At 69.3% G+C, this 14,152-nt stretch carries 20 protein-coding genes; 10 read left to right on the forward strand and 10 right to left on the reverse strand.

The window, feature by feature from the left end:
- Nucleotides 1-4 precede the first annotated feature (4 nt).
- Nucleotides 5-412, reverse strand: coding sequence for a nitroreductase family deazaflavin-dependent oxidoreductase (locus tag SACXIDRAFT_RS04180; protein WP_006237234.1), 408 nt, complete (start codon nucleotides 410-412; stop codon nucleotides 5-7).
- A gap of 3 nt (nucleotides 413-415) precedes the next feature.
- Nucleotides 416-1,384 carry a threonine ammonia-lyase gene (locus SACXIDRAFT_RS04185; RefSeq protein WP_006237235.1) on the reverse strand — a complete coding sequence of 323 codons (969 nt, stop codon included), beginning with the start codon at nucleotides 1,382-1,384 and terminating at the stop codon, nucleotides 416-418.
- Nucleotides 1,385-1,679: 295 nt separating this feature from the next.
- Between SACXIDRAFT_RS04185 and SACXIDRAFT_RS04190 the strand changes: the two genes are divergently transcribed.
- From SACXIDRAFT_RS04190 to soxR, 4 genes are all read left to right on the forward strand, one after another.
- Complete coding sequence (locus tag SACXIDRAFT_RS04190; protein WP_006237236.1) at nucleotides 1,680-1,955, forward strand: YbaB/EbfC family nucleoid-associated protein; 276 nt, start codon at nucleotides 1,680-1,682, stop codon at nucleotides 1,953-1,955.
- A gap of 40 nt (nucleotides 1,956-1,995) precedes the next feature.
- Nucleotides 1,996-2,430, forward strand: coding sequence for a type VII secretion target (locus SACXIDRAFT_RS04195; RefSeq protein WP_006237237.1), 435 nt, complete (start codon nucleotides 1,996-1,998; stop codon nucleotides 2,428-2,430).
- A 39-nt stretch (nucleotides 2,431-2,469) separates the two neighbouring features.
- Nucleotides 2,470-3,027: a WXG100 family type VII secretion target gene (locus tag SACXIDRAFT_RS04200; protein ID WP_006237238.1), complete on the forward strand. Its 558-nt coding sequence runs from the start codon at nucleotides 2,470-2,472 to the stop codon at nucleotides 3,025-3,027.
- A 310-nt stretch (nucleotides 3,028-3,337) separates the two neighbouring features.
- Nucleotides 3,338-3,799 (forward strand): redox-sensitive transcriptional activator SoxR, encoded by a 462-nt coding sequence (soxR, locus tag SACXIDRAFT_RS04205; protein ID WP_040922039.1) that lies wholly within the window; start codon nucleotides 3,338-3,340, stop codon nucleotides 3,797-3,799.
- A 233-nt stretch (nucleotides 3,800-4,032) separates the two neighbouring features.
- Here the strand turns inward: soxR and ykgO are convergent, their stop codons facing one another.
- From ykgO to mrf, 3 genes are all read right to left on the reverse strand, one after another.
- Nucleotides 4,033-4,155, reverse strand: a complete 123-nt coding sequence (gene ykgO / locus SACXIDRAFT_RS04210; protein WP_040922454.1) for a type B 50S ribosomal protein L36 — start codon at nucleotides 4,153-4,155, stop codon at nucleotides 4,033-4,035.
- Between the two features lie 86 nt (nucleotides 4,156-4,241).
- Entirely contained in the window at nucleotides 4,242-4,499 is a 258-nt protein-coding gene (locus SACXIDRAFT_RS04215; RefSeq protein WP_006237241.1) for a type B 50S ribosomal protein L31, read from the reverse strand.
- Nucleotides 4,496-5,818, reverse strand: a complete 1,323-nt coding sequence (gene mrf / locus SACXIDRAFT_RS04220; RefSeq protein WP_006237242.1) for a ribosome hibernation factor-recruiting GTPase MRF — start codon at nucleotides 5,816-5,818, stop codon at nucleotides 4,496-4,498. Before mrf ends, SACXIDRAFT_RS04215 begins: the two co-directional genes overlap by 4 nt.
- A gap of 50 nt (nucleotides 5,819-5,868) precedes the next feature.
- Between mrf and rpmB the strand changes: the two genes are divergently transcribed.
- The 4 genes from rpmB to rpsR are packed head-to-tail and all read left to right on the forward strand — an operon-like array spanning nucleotide 5,869 to nucleotide 6,826.
- Nucleotides 5,869-6,105 (forward strand): 50S ribosomal protein L28, encoded by a 237-nt coding sequence (rpmB, locus tag SACXIDRAFT_RS04225; RefSeq protein ID WP_006237243.1) that lies wholly within the window; start codon nucleotides 5,869-5,871, stop codon nucleotides 6,103-6,105.
- On the forward strand, nucleotides 6,106-6,270 hold the full coding sequence (gene rpmG, locus SACXIDRAFT_RS04230) for a 50S ribosomal protein L33 (RefSeq protein ID WP_006237244.1): 165 nt from the start codon (nucleotides 6,106-6,108) through the stop codon (nucleotides 6,268-6,270).
- Entirely contained in the window at nucleotides 6,270-6,575 is a 306-nt protein-coding gene (gene rpsN / locus SACXIDRAFT_RS04235) for a 30S ribosomal protein S14 (protein WP_006237245.1), read from the forward strand. The genes rpmG and rpsN overlap by 1 nt, the downstream gene beginning before the upstream one ends.
- Before the next feature lie 11 nt (nucleotides 6,576-6,586).
- Nucleotides 6,587-6,826: a 30S ribosomal protein S18 gene (gene rpsR, locus SACXIDRAFT_RS04240; RefSeq protein WP_006237247.1), complete on the forward strand. Its 240-nt coding sequence runs from the start codon at nucleotides 6,587-6,589 to the stop codon at nucleotides 6,824-6,826.
- 87 nt (nucleotides 6,827-6,913) lie between these two features.
- On the opposite strand, the gene SACXIDRAFT_RS04245 is transcribed toward rpsR, so the two are convergent.
- Nucleotides 6,914-7,507: a TetR/AcrR family transcriptional regulator gene (locus SACXIDRAFT_RS04245; protein WP_006237248.1), complete on the reverse strand. Its 594-nt coding sequence runs from the start codon at nucleotides 7,505-7,507 to the stop codon at nucleotides 6,914-6,916.
- Between the two features lie 196 nt (nucleotides 7,508-7,703).
- Here SACXIDRAFT_RS04245 and SACXIDRAFT_RS04250 point away from each other — a divergent pair, with 196 nt between their 5' ends.
- The gene (locus tag SACXIDRAFT_RS04250) at nucleotides 7,704-9,893 is read left to right on the forward strand and encodes an MMPL family transporter (protein WP_006237249.1); all 2,190 of its coding nucleotides are present in this window, start codon (nucleotides 7,704-7,706) and stop codon (nucleotides 9,891-9,893) included.
- A gap of 55 nt (nucleotides 9,894-9,948) precedes the next feature.
- On the opposite strand, the gene SACXIDRAFT_RS23260 is transcribed toward SACXIDRAFT_RS04250, so the two are convergent.
- The 4 genes from SACXIDRAFT_RS23260 to hisD are packed head-to-tail and all read right to left on the reverse strand — an operon-like array spanning nucleotide 9,949 to nucleotide 13,132.
- Nucleotides 9,949-10,107, reverse strand: a complete 159-nt coding sequence (locus SACXIDRAFT_RS23260) for a CG2302 family histidine operon protein (protein ID WP_006237250.1) — start codon at nucleotides 10,105-10,107, stop codon at nucleotides 9,949-9,951.
- Nucleotides 10,108-10,707, reverse strand: a complete 600-nt coding sequence (hisB, locus tag SACXIDRAFT_RS04255) for an imidazoleglycerol-phosphate dehydratase HisB (RefSeq protein ID WP_006237251.1) — start codon at nucleotides 10,705-10,707, stop codon at nucleotides 10,108-10,110.
- Complete coding sequence (locus SACXIDRAFT_RS04260) at nucleotides 10,704-11,810, reverse strand: histidinol-phosphate transaminase (protein WP_006237252.1); 1,107 nt, start codon at nucleotides 11,808-11,810, stop codon at nucleotides 10,704-10,706. Before SACXIDRAFT_RS04260 ends, hisB begins: the two co-directional genes overlap by 4 nt.
- A complete protein-coding gene (gene hisD, locus SACXIDRAFT_RS04265) occupies nucleotides 11,807-13,132 on the reverse strand; it encodes a histidinol dehydrogenase (RefSeq protein WP_006237253.1) in 1,326 nt (441 codons plus the stop codon). The genes SACXIDRAFT_RS04260 and hisD overlap by 4 nt, the downstream gene beginning before the upstream one ends.
- 206 nt (nucleotides 13,133-13,338) lie before the next feature.
- Here hisD and SACXIDRAFT_RS04270 point away from each other — a divergent pair, with 206 nt between their 5' ends.
- Entirely contained in the window at nucleotides 13,339-14,148 is an 810-nt protein-coding gene (locus SACXIDRAFT_RS04270; protein ID WP_040922455.1) for a carbon-nitrogen hydrolase family protein, read from the forward strand.
- Nucleotides 14,149-14,152: the final 4 nt, after the last annotated feature.

Raw genomic sequence — 14,152 nt, forward strand, 5'->3', positions numbered from 1 at the left:
GTGCTCAGTCGAGACGCTCCAGGACGACGACGGGAATCTCCCTGTCGGTCTTGGGCTGATACTCGTTGTAGTCAGGCCAGATCTCGGCCATGTGAGCCCACAGCGTGGCGCGCTCCTCGCCGGTCGCCGTGCGGGCGCGGGCGGCGAACTTGTCCGCCTTGACCTGCACCATGACCTCCGGGTTCGCCACCAGGTTCTTGTACCAGTCTGGGTGGTCGGGCGCGCCACCCTTCGACGCGACGACGACGTGGTGACCGTCGTACTCCCCGAAGATGAGCGCCGACTTGCGCGGCTGACCACTGCGGCGGCCCGTCGTGGTCAGGATGAGGGTCGGCGTGCCCTTCATCCAGGTGTAGCCGACCTCGCCGTCGGTCTCCTCGTAGCGGCGGACATGGTCGTCACCAAACAACATCGTTCACTCCTCGTCAAGGGATCGGCTCAGCACGTCCGACAGCAGGACGGGGTCCACATTGCCGCCGGACACCACAACCACCGTACGCCCCTCGGGCAACTCGCCCGCGTGATACAGGAACGCGGCCAGCGCGACGGCACCGCTCGGCTCGGCGACCAGCCTGCCCTTGCGCGCCAGCACGGCCATGGCGGAGCGGATTTCGTCCTCGGTCACGGTGACGAGGTCGTGCAAGTGGGCCGACAGATGTGCGAACGTCAACTCGGAGGGCTGGGAGCGAAGGCCGTCCGCGATGGTGCGGTTGCGGGCCTCGATCGACCAGTCCACAAGCGATCCCGAGCGCAGGCTCTCGCGCGTGTCGGCGGCGAGTTCCGGCTCGACCCCGATCACCTTCGCGTCCGGGCGCAGCGCTGTCACGGCCGACGCGATGCCCGAGGCGAGCCCGCCGCCGCTGACCGGCACCAGCACGACATCGACGTCAGGAAGGTCCTCGGCGATCTCAAGGCCGATGGTGCCCTGACCGGCGATGATGTCCGGGTGGTCGAACGGCGGCACGAGCACGGCACCGCGTTCGGCGACGATCTCGTACGCCACCCGCTCCCGCTGCCCGTCGCCGCAGAGAACGACCTCCGCCCCGTACGACCGGGTGTTGTCGATTTTGATCTGCGGTGTGGACCGGGGCATCACGATGTGCGCGGCGATGCCCTCCTGCGCCGCCGCGTAGGCGACCGCCTGCGCGTGATTACCGCTGGAGTAGGCCACCACACCGCGACGACGCGCGTCGTCGTCGAGCCGCGCGATGGCGTTGACAGCACCCCTGATCTTGAACGCGCCGATGGGCTGGAGCGTCTCCGGTTTGAGCCACAACGGCCTTCCGGAGTCCGCCCACGGGCACGGCAGCAGGGGCGTCCGGACCACGCCGGAGGTGATCCGCTCCGCTGCGGCGCGAATGTCGTCGAGTGTCACCAGATCCACAGCGCAGAGTATGCCTCATCCAGCACGGCGGGTGAGGCGCTCGCCGGCGCGTGCGGGGCGAGCACCCCGAGTGGCGCGACCGGCCGCCGAGGTGGGCGGCTGAGGGGAACCGCCCCCGGAACGCACCCATCTCGGCTGGCATTTGCCGAGCGCGTTCGCCGACGGCGCCTCCGTGCGGTGTGCCAGTTCCTCCGCGCGCGCCCTCACCCAAGCCATGAGCATTGGGACGTGTGAGAGTGGTGTCCCGTTCCCTCGGCGACGGAACCTCGCAGGGCCGGTGTGCGTCGGAACGGGAATGAGCGAGAAGAACCTGCCGTCACTCGACGACCTGCTCGCACAGTCGGACCAGGTCGATCGCCGCCTTCTCGCCCATCGCGGACAGGCCGCCGATCAGCGCGTCAAGGCGCAGGACGACTGGGGGCTCGCCGAGGTCGTCGTCGATTCGCGAGGCCGCGTGCTCGAAGTGGCGATCAACGCCGACCTCGCGGCACGGACGAATCTCGCCGACCTTGCCGAAGCCGTGCTCCAGGCGGCACGTGCCGCCCAGTCTCGCGCCGAGGCCCTGTCCTGAGAGACACCACAGCTCTGCCGACGAACACTGGGGAGGACACATGACGCGGGGATTCGAACTCGATCCGGAGGTCCTGTATCGCGGGGCGGCTCGGCTCGACACGGCGGCCGACGGGGCAAACGAGGCCGCGAACACGGCCGGTGCTGCCACGGGCGCAGCGGAGGACTTCGGCCCGAGCGCGCAGGCTCAGGAGACGGCTTCCGCCTGGGCCGCGCTGGTGAAGACCCGCGCCGACGAGATGGCGTCGCTGGCGAGTTCGACGAGAGAACTCGCCCATGCGGTTCGTGCCGCCGCCGACACCTACGAGCAGGCCGACTCCGAACACTCCGAGGACCTCCAGCAGAAGGAGATGGAGCCCACCACGGAGCAGGAGCGGCAGCGGCGCGGCGAAAGCCAGGAGAGGCAGCAGCAGGAGTCCGCTGAGGCCGAGGCAGAGGAAGAGGCGCGCCGCCGTGGCCCCTCCGAAGGCAACTGAACGGACGGCGGGAGAAAGTCGATCGAGCGGAGTGAGCCGATGAGTTTCCAGCACACCGCCCTCGCGCGAGCCGCGACGTCGGACGATCTCGTTCTGCTTTCCCGAGCGGCAGGCGCGATCGGCTCGCCGGACCCGATCGTCGCGTTGCGGCACATGGACTGCGATCCGCCTGCCGTCATCGCACATGCCGACCAGGTGGAGCGTTCCGCCGCACGGCTGCGGGACGCGTCGGGCGAATACCGGGCAGGCGTCGGGGAGATCAGCGGCGGCTGGTCCGGCGAAGCTCACGACGCCTTCGCGGCGAGCGCGGCCGAGCTGGGGTCGCGATACGACAACACGCTGGAGAAGACGGAGCAGACCGCGAAGGCAGGCCGTGACGTGGCGGGGAACCTCGACTCGCTGGCGACGGGCACGGCGGCTGACGCCATGTCGATCGCGGCGTCGGTCGGCGAGCAGTGCAGGCAGGTGCTTTCCGGCGAACGGGAACCGCAGGCGGTGGAGGCGGTCAACGAAGCCTGCCGGGAGATCGTCAAACGCGTGCAGAGTTCGGTCGCGTCTGTCGGAGAGCTGGCCGCGACGCTGTCGGCGATCGGGTAGATCCGCAGCGGGCCGGTGCCCGCGTGCCCGCGTGCCCGAAGGCTGTGCTGCCAGCACCGGAGCGCAGGCGACGCGCATGCGCGTACAGGAACTGCGCACACACGTACAGCAACTGCGGACACGAGTACAAGAAGTGCGGACACGAGACGCACGGTGCCGTGTCCGCAGTCTGTGCACGGGCGTTTGCACTCCACGACGCGCACACGTGTGCAGGAAGTGCGGACACGTGGAGGCTGTGCGCAGGCATGGCCTGATGGGCAACCGGCGAGGTATACCTCCACATTGGTGGAAGTACGGGTATCGTGACGGAGTGCCGAAGCTCGCCGACCATCTCACCATCGGACAGGTAGCCCGACGTAGTGGCGTGCCACACACAGCGCTCCGGTTCTACGAGGACCGTGGCCTGATCTTCGCCGAGCGCACTGCGGGCAACCAGCGTCGTTACCCTCGCTCCGTGCTGCGGAGGATCGCGTTCATTCGGGCGGCCCAGCGGGTCGGCCTGACGCTGGAGCAGATCGGCGAGGCGCTGGCCACTCTGCCGCACGACCATGCCCCGACGAAGGCCGACTGGGCGAGGTTGTCACGCGGGTGGCAGGACGAACTGGACGCCCGTATCGACGCGCTCCAGCGCCTTCGCGACCAGCTGACGGGCTGTGTCGGCTGCGGCTGCCTGTCCTTGCGTACCTGTTCCCTCAACAATCCGGACGACCAGATCGCAGCTCTCGGCCCCGGAGCCCCCGGCTTGAAACCGAGAGCCGAAGGCGGTCTCTGACCCGGCGTGTCCGCACCTCCCGCACCCCTGTCCGCGCCGCAAAGTGCAAACACCCGTACACAGACTGCGGACACGACACCCCGCGTCTCGTGTCCGCACTTCTCGTACGCATGGCCGCAGGCCGGGTACGAGTGAGCGCAGCCCGCGTACCCGCCACACCGAGAACTGCGGAACAGGCCGCACCGAAACTCGGCTCCCTCACCGGCCAGTTCTCCGGCCACCCGCCGGACGGTTCAGCCCTGGCGCGCCTTGAACCGCGGATTCCGCTTGTTGATCACATAAACCTTGCCGCGCCGCCGGACCACCTGAGACCCGGGCTTCTGCTTGAGCGACCGCAACGACCTGCGCACCTTCATCGTTTCCTCCTCATTGCCACCGAACACCACCTCGCGGCGGCTTCCGTCACCGTCTCGCGAACGGCGACGTCGAAATGCCGCGGTATTCACCGCCGCGTTCCCCGGTCGCCGTAGCGGCGCCGGAACTTCTCGACCTGCCCCGCGGAGTCCACGATGCGCCGGTTGCCGGTCCAGAACGGGTGCGAGTACGCGCTGACGTCGAGAGTCACCAGTGGATACGTCTTCCCGTCGCTCCATTCGATCGTGCGGTCCGAGGTGGCCGTCGATCGCGTGAGGAAGGCGTCACCGGTCGATCGGTCCTGGAAGACGACGGGGTGGTACTCGGGGTGGATTCCTCGCTTCACTTCTCGTTCCCTTCTCCGTGAGCGCTCGCCCGCGCATCGGCGCGCTCGGTGCTGTCACGCGGGTCGTCTTGCCAGCCTTCTTGCCAGTCCTGCTGCCACTGTCCGAAGGGGTCGGTCCAACCCGTCCAGACCTGCCTGCCCTGCGCGAGTTCGGTGTCGGTCAGCAGCGCCGCGCGCAAGGTGTCCTCGATGTGCTGGGGGTCGGCATCGTGGGTGACGACCACAATCTCCTGGTGACGATCGCCGAAGGCCGGGTCCCAGCGCAGCGACGCGAGTGTGCGGCGTTCACCGGACACGTCGTCCCACGCAGGCGCCCCTGCCGAGTCGAGCCAGGCACCGAGGTGCCCGATCCGGAGACCTCCGCCTGCTGACTCGATCCACAGGACGGTGTCGGGCTGACTCGCGATCCATGCCCTGCCTCGGGTGCGCACGACGCCGTCGAGCAGCACATCGATCGCGTCGTAAAGCCTTCCCGGGTGGAACGGCCTTCGGGCGGTGAACACCGCGACGGCGACTCCGCAGTCCGGGCGCAGGGGTGGTTCACCTCGCAGAAGGCTCCCGTGCGGGTCCTCCACCTCACCACGGCGGGCGTGTGACGGCAGCACTCTCAGCAGCCGGTCCCGCGCCGTCCCTGACGGCTCCACTCCCTCCAGCCCCTCCGCTCCCTTCGCCACCTTCGACAACTCCGGCAATGCGACGACGGGAGCCGCCGGGGCGACGCGCCGCAGAACGGCGTTCGTCCTCGCGGCCGTCCACGCGTCGGGCGGGGCGCCTGCGGACACGAGCACATCGGCGAACTCGACCTGGGCCAGCGCGACCTGCGCGAGCGTGCGCTCGTCGTCCGGCGCGCCCGGCAGGCCGTGCTCGGCCAGTGTCTCGTCACCGATCGCGGAATCGAGCCAGCTGCCCGCGTCGAAGGCCGTCACGACGAGTTCGATCTCGACGTCCTCGATCACAGGGCGGTCGCCCACGAGCACGTGGTGGATGGCCCAGCTGACCTGTTCCGGCTCCATCGACTCGTCCAGCCGCAGGACGACGCGCTCCACATCGGGGTCGGCGGAGAGCGAGCGCAGCAGCGGCAGGAGGTCTTCGCGCAGCGTGCACGAAACACAGCCGTGGGCCAGTTCGAGGGCCGTGTGCGACTCGTCCGGCCCGAGCCGCACCGTTCTCAGCACCACGCCGGAGGAGATCCGGCGCAGGTCGTGGTGGACGACGGCGGTGCGCTGGTCGTCCCCACGAAGCAGGCTCGTCACGTCGTGGTTCGCGCCCGGCGAGAGGCCGCTCACGAGGGTCAGGGGTGTTCGGTGCTTGGGGGTCACGATGAGCTAGGTTAGACGATAATGAAAACCACTTTCAACTAGGAGGGTTGATGTCGGCCATCTGCCAGGTCACCGGCCGCAAACCGGGCTACGGCAAACAGGTGTCGCACTCACATAGGCGCACATCACGACGCTGGGAGCCGAACCTCCAGACCCGCAGGTACTGGGTGCCGAGCGAAGGCCGCTGGGTACGTCTTCGCGTCTCGGTCAAGGGCATGAAGACCATCGACAAGCGCGGCATCGACGCCGTCGTCGCCGAACTGCGCGCCACGGGGGTGCTGCGGTAGATGGCCCGCAACGAGGTGCGCCAGCTCGTCAAGCTTCGTTCGACAGCGGGCACCGGCTACACGTACGTGACGCGCAAGAACCGCCGCAACGATCCCGAGCGCCTTGTGCTGCGCAAGTACGACCCCGTCGTCCGGCGGCACGTCGAGTTCAAGGAGGACCGTTGATGGCCAAGAAATCCGCGATCGCCCGCAACAACCGGCGAAAGGTCATGGTGGCGCGGTACGCGGAGCGCAGAGCCGAACTCAAGGCCGTCATCCGCTCGCCGCGCTCCACACCGGAGGCGAAGGCCGCCGCCGTGTCGGCCCTGCAGGCCATGCCCCGCGACGCGAGCCGCACGCGTGTCCGCAACCGCGACGCGATCGACGGCCGCCCGCGCGGGTACGTCCGCGCGTTCGGCCTTTCCAGGATTCACCTGAGGGACCTGGCCCATCGGGGCGAGCTGCCCGGGGTCCGGAAATCGAGCTGGTGAAGGAGAAATCCATGGTCAAGCGTGATCCGCGCGTCCCGCGACGCAAGCGGAATCTGCTGAGAGTCAACGGGGTCGTCGAGGCCGACTGGAAGGACACGGCGTTGCTTCGCCAGTTCATCTCCGACCGCGGCAAGATCCGCTCCCGGCGCGTGACGGGCCTGAGTCCGCAGGAACAGAAGCAGGTCGCGACCGCGATCAAGAACGCCCGCGAGATGGCGCTGCTCCCCTACCCCACGCCCCGGCGGATGTGACGCGGACCCACCGCGACGGCTCGTCCGCCACACCGGGCGGCGGACCGATCGGCCTGCCATCGTGCGGCCGATCGGTCCGCCGCCGGTTCAGGACTTGTCTTCGGCTCTCGCGCCTCGCCGCTTCGGTCTGCCGAGCATCCGCCGTCCGATGTCGAAGAGATGGGTGCGCAGCGTTTCGTCGTCGAGGTCCGCTTGCTCCGGCGCGCCACCGGCGAGTGCGAGACCGGCCAGCATCACGTTGACGTTGATGGCCGTGGCCAGGTCGGGGTCGGGCCCCGCGAGCAGGGTCCGCATCCGCGCGGCGAAGTTCTCGACACCGTCGAGCGACCTCTCGATGGCACGCATGATCCCGGGGTCGCTGTTGAACAACGCGATGAGCGACCGGTACCGCACGATGATGTCCACGAAACCGCTGAGCGCCTGATCGATCTGCGCACCCCGGGTGCGTTGCCGCTCGGCCTCGTCCATGCGGGCGAGGAGTTCCTGGAGCGCGGGGGCCGCGACAGCCTCCGTGATCTCGTCCTTGGTCTTGAAGTGGTAGTAGACGGCCGCCTTTGTCACGCCGAGTTCGTCGGCGATCATCTGAAGCGACGTCCCCCCGACGCCGTGCTTGCTGAACAGCCGCAACGCCGTGGCAAGCAGGCGGGACCGGGTGTCATCCGCAGCGGTTCCGGCACTCATGGTTCCTCCTCGCGAGCATCCCGACCCTACGCCCCGCCTCGATGAGCGACCACACCTCGGCCTGCGGGAAGGCCGCGGGTTTCGGCTTCTGTTTCCCGGGTCACACACTTGCCGAACGGCTTAAACGGTACTTGCCGATCGGCTAGCCTGCTGCGCATACTTTGCGTGAATTCGATTCGCGTTGGGAGCATCCGTCTTGGCAACGTTTCTCGCCCGGCTCGGCCGCGCGTCCTTCCGGCGACGCCGCCTTGTCACCAGCCTGTGGGTGCTGCTGCTCGTGGTCTTCGGCGTCGGCGCCGTGACGCTGTCCGGACAGACCACCAACTCCGTGACCATTCCCGGCACGGAGGCGCAGCAGGCCATCGACCGCCTTGAGAACAAGTTCCCCGAAGCCGGAGTCGGCAAGGGCACGGTGAACGTCGCCGTCGCGCCGCCGGAAGAGGGCGGGCTCGATCCGAAGGCCGTGGCCGGTCTCGTCGAGGCACTCGGCAAGGCCCCGAACGTCGCCACCGTCGTCGATCCCTTCCAGGTCAAGGCGATCGCCCCCGACGGCTCCCTTGCCCTGGTCAAGGTCGTCTACCGGGTGCCGTCCCCCGAGGTGACCGACGCCGACCGCGACGCGTTGCAGGCCGCGGCCGAGCCGACGCGCGAGGCGGGCTGGACCGTCGAGTTCGGCGGGGACGCCATGCAGGGCGTCCCGGTCACCCAGCCCACCGAGGGCATCGGCGTGATCGTCGCCGCACTCGTTCTCGTCATGACTTTCGGGTCACTGCTCGCGGCCGGACTTCCCCTGCTCACGGCGTTGATCGGCGTCGGCATCGGCATGGCTGGCATCACCACGCTGTCCGGCTTCGTCGATCTCAACGCCAACACGCCGGTGCTCGCGCTGATGATCGGCCTCGCCGTCGGCATCGACTACGCGCTGTTCATCGTGTCGCGCCACCGCAGCGAACTCGAGGACGGGGCAAGTCCCGAGGACGCGGTCGCCATCGCCGTCGGCACCGCGGGCTCGGCCGTCGTGTTCGCCGGTCTCACCGTGATCATTGCCCTCGCGGGGCTCACCGTGGTCGGCATTCCGCTGCTCGGCCAGATGGGTCTCGCCGCCTCCGCGACGGTGGCCGTCGCCGTGCTCATCGCCGTCACCCTGCTTCCCGCCATGCTCGGCTTCGTGGGCACCAAGGTGCTGGGCGGACGCATTCCGGGACTGCGCCGCACGGCGAAGTCCGGCCCCACCGCAGGTGAGCGGTGGGCAGGGCTCCTCGCCCGCCGCCGCATCGTGATGCTGCTCGCGGCCGTTGCCGCCCTCGGTGTCCTCGCGGTGCCTGCCTCGGACATGCGGCTCGGCCTGCCCACGGACGCCACGGCCGCGCCTGACTCGACACAGCACAAGGCGTACAACCTGATCAGTGAGAGCTTCGGCCCCGGTCTGAACGGCCCCCTCGTCGTCGTGCTCGACGTGGAGAAGGACCCGCAGGGCACGGCGCAGACCGCCATGCGGCGCATCGGCGCTCTCGACAACGTCGCCATGGTCACACCGCCGCAGTTCAACCGGGCTGCGGACACGGCACTGCTCACGGTCATCCCCAAGACGGGGCCGCAAACGCAGGAGACCGAGGACCTCGTCACCGACATCCGGGACGCGAGTGGGGCGCTGAAAGCCGAGACCGGCGCCACGGTGTCGGTGACGGGTGCCACCGCCATGAACATCGACATCTCACGCACGATGTCCGACGCGCTGCTGCCCTATCTCGCGCTCATCGTGGGTCTCGCGTTTCTCCTGCTGATGCTCGTGTTCCGGTCGATTCTCGTGCCGCTCAAGGCGACGCTGGGCTTCCTCGGCTCCGTGGCCGCCACGTTCGGTGCGGTGGTGGCCGTGTTCCAGTGGGGCTGGCTCAGTGATCTACTCGGCGTCGATGCGACGGGGCCGATCATGAGTGTGCTCCCCGTGCTGCTGATCGGTGTGCTGTTCGGTCTCGCCATGGACTACCAGGTGTTCCTGGTGACGCGGATGCGAGAGGAACACGTCCACGGCAGCGAACCCGACCAGGCCATGATCGTCGGTTTCCAGCACGGCTCCCGTGTCGTCGTGGCCGCCGCGCTCATCATGATCAGTGTGTTCGCCGGGTTCGTCCTCGCCGAGTCGATCCTGATCCAGTCGATCGGGTTCGCGCTGGCGTTCGGTGTCGCCGTTGACGCCTTCGTGGTGCGGATGACGATCGTGCCCGCGCTGATGTCGCTGCTCGGCCGCAGCGCGTGGTGGCTGCCCCGCTGGCTGGACCGCATCCTGCCCAGCGTGGATGTCGAGGGGGAGAAGCTGGCCCACCGCACGAGCGGCGGCAACGGTGGTGCGGACGGCGACCGCGAACTGGAACCGCTGAAGCGCTAGCTGCTCCGGCGCTCCGGTCGCCCGCCGCTCCGGTGGGTGACCGGAGCGGACAGCGCTAGGACGAGAGCCAGAGAACGGCGCCGCCTGCCGCGAGCACGGCAGCGGCGCCGATCGCCACGGCCATACCGCGCGACTTCTTCCACAAACTGAAGGCGCCACCCGCCAGAAACCCGGCCAGCGCGAACAGCAGCAGGCCGACGACCTCTCGCGACACCTACAGCACTCCCTTCGTTGACGGGATACCGCCCGCCCTCGGGTCCGGCTCCGTCGCCGCCCGCAACGCTCGCGCGACGGCCTTGTACTCGGCCTCGGCGATGTGGTGCGGATCGCGCCCGTGGATCACACGCACGTGTACCGCGATCTGCGCGTGGAACGACAGCGAGTCGAACACGTGCCGGTTCAGCACGAACGGATAGTTGCCGCCAATGGTGAAGGCGTTGAACTGCTCGGGCTCCCCGACGTGCACGCAGTAGGGGCGGCCCGAGACGTCGATGGCGGCGTGGACCAGCGTCTCGTCCATCGGCACCCAGGCGTCACCGAACCGCCTGATGCCGCTCTTGTCGCCGAGTGCCTCGCGAATCGCCTGCCCGAGCACGATCGCGGTGTCCTCCACCGTGTGGTGCGCGTCGATGTGGACGTCGCCCTGCGCCTCGATCCTGAGGTCGAGGCTGCCGTGCACGCCGAAGGCATGCAGCATGTGGTCGTAGAACGGAACCCCGGTGGACACCTCGACATGCCCGCTGCCGTCGAGGTCGAGCTCGACCCTGATCGACGATTCTTTCGTGGTGCGCTCCACCTTGCCGACCCGGCTCATCCCCGGACCTCCTTGCTCACCTGTAGGAAGGTGTCGTTCTCCTCGGCAGTGCCGATCGAGACGCGCAGTCTGCCACTGATCCCGACATCCCGGATCAGCACGCCTTTCTCCACATAGGACTTCCACGCCGCGGCGGCGTCGGAGAAGGGGCCGAAGAGGATGAAGTTCGCGTCACTGGGCACCGGCTCGTACCCCATCCCGCGCAGCGCATCGGCGACCCGCTCGCGTTCGGCGGCCAGGAGCGCCACCGAGCCCAGCGTGGCGTCGGCGTGCCGCAGTGCCGCGCGGGCGGCCGCTTGAGTCAGCGCGGAGAGGTGGTAGGGCAGCCGCACCAGTTGCAGCGCGTCCACCACGGCGGGTGCCGCGGCGAGGTAGCCGAGCCTGCCACCGGCGAAGGCGAAGGCCTTGCTCATCGTGCGCGACACCACGAGCCTGCCCGGATACTCGGCGAGCAGGTGCACGGCGCTGGGCTGCGACGAGAACTCCGCGTACGCCTCGTCGATCACGACGATGCCGGGGGCCGCCCTCAGCACCATCTCCAGATCGGTGAGCGGGATCGACCCGCCCGTCGGGTTGTTCGGACTGGTGAGGAACACGACGTCCGGCGCGCGGTCGGCCACCAGCGTCGCCGCCCGCTCGGCGTCGAGGGTGAAGTCGTCCCTGCGCGGTGCGGGTACCCACTCGGTGCGGGTACCCCCCGCGATGATCGGATGCATCGAGTACGACGGTTCGAAACCGAGCGCAGAGCGCCCTGGCCCGCCGAACGCCTGGAGCAGTTGTTGCAGGATTTCGTTGGACCCGTTGGCCGCCCACACATTGCGTTCGGTCAGCGACACGCCCGTTGCCGTGGAGAGGTAGGCCGCGAGGTCCCGCCGCAACGCGACGGCGTCGCGGTCGGGATAGCGGTGCAGCTCGCGAGCGGCCTCCCTCACCGCCCCGGCCACGTCCGCCACCAGCGCGGCAGGCGGCGGAAACGGGTTCTCGTTGGTGTTCAGCCGCACCGGCACGTCGAGCTGGGGAGCCCCGTACGGGCTCTTGCCCCGAAGATCGTCACGAAGGGGAAGCTGGCCGAGGGTGATCTCCGCGCCCACCTCGCCGCTCATGCGCCGTCTCCCAGATCCCGCGCGAGGACGGCCTCACCGTGCGCTGGCAGGTCCTCCGCGTTCGCGAGGGCGACGACCTTGCCCGCGACGTCGCGCAGCGCCTCCGCGCTGTAGTCCACCACGTGGATGCCACGCAGGAAGCTCTGCACAGACAGCCCCGAGGAGTGCCGCGCGAAACCGCCCGTCGGCAGAACATGGTTGGACCCGGCGCAGTAATCCCCCAACGACACCGGGGCGTAGGGACCGACGAAGACCGCGCCCGCGTTACGGACCCTCGCGGCCACCGAGGACGCGTCGGCCGTCTGGATCTCCAGGTGTTCGGCGGCGTAGGCGTCAACGACCCGGACACCATCATCCAGTGTGGACACCAGAACGGTGCCGGACTGCGGTCCCCGCAGTGCCTGCTCCACCCGTTCGCTGTGTTTCGTCGCCGCGACCCTGTGCCGCAGTCGCTCGTCCACCTCGTCGGCGAGCCGCTCCGAGGTGGTGACGAGGATGCTCGCGGCCAGCGTGTCGTGCTCGGCCTGGCTGACCAGGTCGGCGGCCACGTGCGAGGGATCCGCGGTGTCGTCGGCGAGGATCGCGATCTCCGTCGGCCCCGCCTCTGAGTCGATCCCGATCAGGCCGCGCAGCATGCGCTTGGCCGCGGTGAGGTAGATGTTGCCGGGCCCGGTCACCAGATCGACCGGCTCCAGCTCCGCACCGTCGGTGTCGGTGCCGCCGTACGCCAGCAGTGCCACCGCCTGCGCACCGCCGACGGCCCACACCTCGCCGACTCCGAGCAGCTCAGCCGCCGCGAGGATCGTCGGGTGTGGAAGGCCACCGAACTCGGCCTGCGGCGGTGAGCACAGCACCAGCGACTCCACCCCCGCCGTCTGCGCTGGCACCACGTTCATCACCACGCTCGACGGGTACACGGCGAGCCCGCCCGGCGCGTAGAGGCCGACCCTGCGCACCGGAACCCATCGCTCAGTGACCGTCCCGCCTGGCACGACCTCGGTGGTGACGTCCTGCCTGCGCTGGTCGGCGTGCACGACGCGCGCTCTGGCGATCGACTCCTCCAGCGCCGCGCGCACGACGGGGTCGAGCCCGGCGAGCGCGCTCTCCAGCTCGGACGCGGGAACCCTGATCCGGCCGGGACGAACCTTGTCGAACCGCTCGGCGAAGTCGAGCACGGCCTCGACTCCCCGGTCGCGCACCGCCTCCACGACGGGGCGCACCTGATGCAGCACCGCGTCCACATCCATCTCGGCGCGCGGGAGCAGAGCGCGCAGCCGGGCCGGGGACGGGACACGACCTCGCAGGTCGGTGCGGTTCAACATACCGTCTAGGGTACGAGGCGGGACCCCGTTCGCGACCGGGAGGTGGGCCGTGTTTCACAGGTCCGCCGTACCGGCTGCGCGGGGCGTGGCGCGGCGATCCGCCGCGTCGTCGTCGCGGGTAGCGCTGCTATCAGCTTCTCCGCCTTGCGCCTCCTCCACGCCTCACCCCGCTCGTACGGAGAGGACCTATGAAACACGACCGAGCCGTGCTCCGAGTCGGCTTGTGCCAGCTCACATCCAGCGCCGATCCGGAGGAGAACCTCCGCCTTGTGCGTGAGTGGACGGCCTCCGCCTCCGCGAGAGGCGCCCGCGTCGTCGTGTTTCCCGAGGCCATGATGGCCCGGTTCGGATCACCGTTGAAGCCGCTTGCCCAGCCCCTCGACGGACCGTGGGCTCTCGGGGTGAAAGGCATCGCCGACACCTTCGGCGTTGTCGTCGTGGCCGGCATGTTCACACCGGACGGCGATCGGGTGCGCAACACCCTGCTCATCACCGGCCTCGGCCACCACCTCGGCTACGACAAGATTCACCTCTACGACGCCTTCGGGTTCAAGGAGTCCGACACCGTGGCGGCGGGCACCGTGCCGGTGACCGTCACGGTGGACGGCGTCACCCTCGGTTTCGCCACCTGCTACGACGTCCGGTTTCCCGCGCTGTTCCAGGCACTGGCCCGTGACGGCAGCAGCGCCGTCGTGGTGTCCGCGTCCTGGGGCTCCGGCCCCGGCAAGCGCGAGCAGTGGGAACTGCTGGTGCGCGCCAGGGCTCTGGACTCGGGCGCGTGGGTCCTCGCCTGCGGGCAGGCCGATCCCGCGGCCACAGGCGCCGAGGTGCATCCGACAGCACCGACCGGGATCGGCCACTCCACCGTCGCCGACCCCTTCGGCCAGGTGAGCGCGCAGCTCGGCCCCGCACCGGAGCTGCTCGTGACCGACATCGACCCCGCCGTCGCCGAGAAGTCACGCACGGCCACCGCCGTGCTGGCCAACGGCAGACGGTTCACGAACGCGAGCCGCTGAGACC

The organism is Saccharomonospora xinjiangensis XJ-54, assembly GCF_000258175.1.
Classification (GTDB): Bacteria; Actinomycetota; Actinomycetes; order Mycobacteriales; family Pseudonocardiaceae; genus Saccharomonospora; species Saccharomonospora xinjiangensis.

Excerpts from the sequence above, each read along its gene's own strand:
- ykgO (WP_040922454.1), bottom strand. The coding sequence starts at position 4,155 with ATGAAGGTGCGCAGGTCGTTGCGGTCGCTCAAGCAGAAGCCCGGGTCT.
- rpsR (WP_006237247.1), top strand. The coding sequence starts at position 6,587 with ATGGTCAAGCGTGATCCGCGCGTCCCGCGACGCAAGCGGAATCTGCTG.
- SACXIDRAFT_RS04195 (WP_006237237.1), top strand. The coding sequence starts at position 1,996 with ATGACGCGGGGATTCGAACTCGATCCGGAGGTCCTGTATCGCGGGGCG.
- hisB (WP_006237251.1), bottom strand. The coding sequence starts at position 10,707 with ATGAGCCGGGTCGGCAAGGTGGAGCGCACCACGAAAGAATCGTCGATC.
- rpmG (WP_006237244.1), top strand. The coding sequence starts at position 6,106 with ATGGCCCGCAACGAGGTGCGCCAGCTCGTCAAGCTTCGTTCGACAGCG.
- rpsN (WP_006237245.1), top strand. The coding sequence starts at position 6,270 with ATGGCCAAGAAATCCGCGATCGCCCGCAACAACCGGCGAAAGGTCATG.
- hisD (WP_006237253.1), bottom strand. The coding sequence starts at position 13,132 with ATGTTGAACCGCACCGACCTGCGAGGTCGTGTCCCGTCCCCGGCCCGG.
- SACXIDRAFT_RS04180 (WP_006237234.1), bottom strand. The coding sequence starts at position 412 with ATGTTGTTTGGTGACGACCATGTCCGCCGCTACGAGGAGACCGACGGC.
- SACXIDRAFT_RS04245 (WP_006237248.1), bottom strand. The coding sequence starts at position 7,507 with ATGAGTGCCGGAACCGCTGCGGATGACACCCGGTCCCGCCTGCTTGCC.
- SACXIDRAFT_RS04200 (WP_006237238.1), top strand. The coding sequence starts at position 2,470 with ATGAGTTTCCAGCACACCGCCCTCGCGCGAGCCGCGACGTCGGACGAT.
- rpmB (WP_006237243.1), top strand. The coding sequence starts at position 5,869 with ATGTCGGCCATCTGCCAGGTCACCGGCCGCAAACCGGGCTACGGCAAA.
- SACXIDRAFT_RS04260 (WP_006237252.1), bottom strand. The coding sequence starts at position 11,810 with ATGAGCGGCGAGGTGGGCGCGGAGATCACCCTCGGCCAGCTTCCCCTT.
- SACXIDRAFT_RS04190 (WP_006237236.1), top strand. The coding sequence starts at position 1,680 with ATGAGCGAGAAGAACCTGCCGTCACTCGACGACCTGCTCGCACAGTCG.